1 protein-coding gene and 2 pseudogenes are annotated in these 1,664 nt (G+C 44.4%); 2 read left to right on the forward strand and 1 reads right to left on the reverse strand.

The annotated features are described in order from the left end of the window. Positions 1-115 precede the first annotated feature (115 nt). A pseudogene (locus R7E00_RS22800) lies at positions 116-265 on the forward strand (VF530 family DNA-binding protein); the annotation flags it as partial. 12 nt (positions 266-277) lie between these two features. On the opposite strand, the gene R7E00_RS22805 reads toward R7E00_RS22800, so the two are convergent. Beyond that, a complete protein-coding gene (locus tag R7E00_RS22805; protein ID WP_032243405.1) occupies positions 278-1,471 on the reverse strand; it encodes an IS4-like element ISVsa5 family transposase in 1,194 nt (397 codons plus the stop codon). Positions 1,472-1,551: 80 nt separating this feature from the next. Between R7E00_RS22805 and R7E00_RS22810 the strand changes: the two are divergent. Next, positions 1,552-1,664: pseudogene (locus R7E00_RS22810) on the forward strand (IS5/IS1182 family transposase); the annotation flags it as partial.

Consider the following 1,664-nt stretch of genomic DNA (forward strand, 5'->3'; position numbering starts at 1 on the left):
ACTACGCTGCCTAGGCCTTCTGGCGTTTCTATTCAAACCATCGCTGCCTAACTATAGATATCTCTATAATGTATACTTTGCTAAACTCCGCCCTTTGATGAGTAAGGCCCCTAAAATGATGACTGACGAAGAAAGAATCGAACTGCAACAAAACAACCCACTGCATGGGTTAAAGCTAGAGACTATGTTGCAAGAGTTGGTAGATTTTTATGGCTGGGACATTCTAGATACAGCAATGCGTTTTAATTGCTTTAATACCAAGCCCTGAGAGATCCCCTCATAATTTCCCCAAAACGTAACCATGTGTGAATAGATTTTGAGTAAGCAGGGTTGCAGCCACGAGTGAGTCTTCCCTTGTTATTGTGTAGCCAGAATGCCGCAAAACTTCCATGCCTAAGCGAACTGTTGAGAGTACGTTTCGATTTCTGACTGTGTTAGCCTGGAAGTGCTTGTCCCAACCTTGTTTCTGAGCATGAACGCCCGCAAGCCAACATGTTAGTTGAAGCATCAGGGCGATTAGCAGCATGATATCAAAACGCTCTGAGCTGCTCGTTCGGCTATGGCGTAGGCCTAGTCCGTAGGCAGGACTTTTCAAGTCTCGGAAGGTTTCTTCAATCTGCATTCGCTTCGAATAGATATTAACAAGTTGTTTGGGTGTTCGAATTTCAACAGGTAAGTTAGTTGCTAGAATCCATGGCTCCTTTGCCGACGCTGAGTAGATTTTAGGTGACGGGTGGTGACAATGAGTCCGTGTCGAGCGCTGATTTTTTCGGCCTTTAGAGCGAGATTTATACAATAGAATTTGGCATGAGATTGGATTGCTTTTAGTCAGCCTCTTATAGCCTAAAGTCTTTGAGTGACTAGATGACATATCATGTAAGTTGCTGATAGGTTTCCAGTTTTCTGCTCCTAAGTCTGCATATTGCACTTTCCCTCTTACTCGACTTAACCAGTACCAACCCAGCTTCTCAACGGATTTATACCATGGCACTTTAAAGCCAGCATCACTGACAATGAGCGGTGTGGTGTTACTCGGTAGAATGCTCGCAAGGTCGGCTAGAAATTGGTCATGAGCTTTCTTTGAACATTGCTCTGAAAGCGGGAACGCTTTCTCATAAAGAGTAACAGAACGACCGTGTAGTGCGACTGAAGCTCGCAATACCATAAGCCGTTTTTGCTCACGGATATCAGACCAGTCAACAAGTACAATGGGCATCGTATTGCCCGAACAGATAAAGCTAGCATGCCAACGGTATACAGCGAGTCGCTCTTTGTGGAGGTGACGATTACCTAACAATCGGTCGATTCGTTTGATGTTATGTTTTGTTCTCGCTTTGGTTGGCAGGTTACGGCCAAGTTCGGTAAGAGTGAGAGTTTTACAGTCAAGTAAGGCGTGGCAAGCCAACGTTAAGCTGTTGAGTCGTTTTAAGTGTAATTCGGGGCAGAATTGGTAAAGAGAGTCGTGTAAAATAGGCTTTGTTGCTTAAATCGATGGAACTAAATCTAGAAGCTACGATCTGATCGGCTACACCCATCAATCGTCGTAGCCTCATGCCTAAACCTCGTTACAAAACAACTAACTGGAAACAGTACAACAAAGCCCTAATAAACCGTGGTTCACTTACTTTCTGGATTGATGAGGAAGCGATAGCCGAGTGGAAGCA

The organism is Vibrio sp. Vb1755, from assembly GCF_033338635.1.
Taxonomy (GTDB): domain Bacteria; phylum Pseudomonadota; class Gammaproteobacteria; order Enterobacterales; family Vibrionaceae; genus Vibrio; species Vibrio alginolyticus.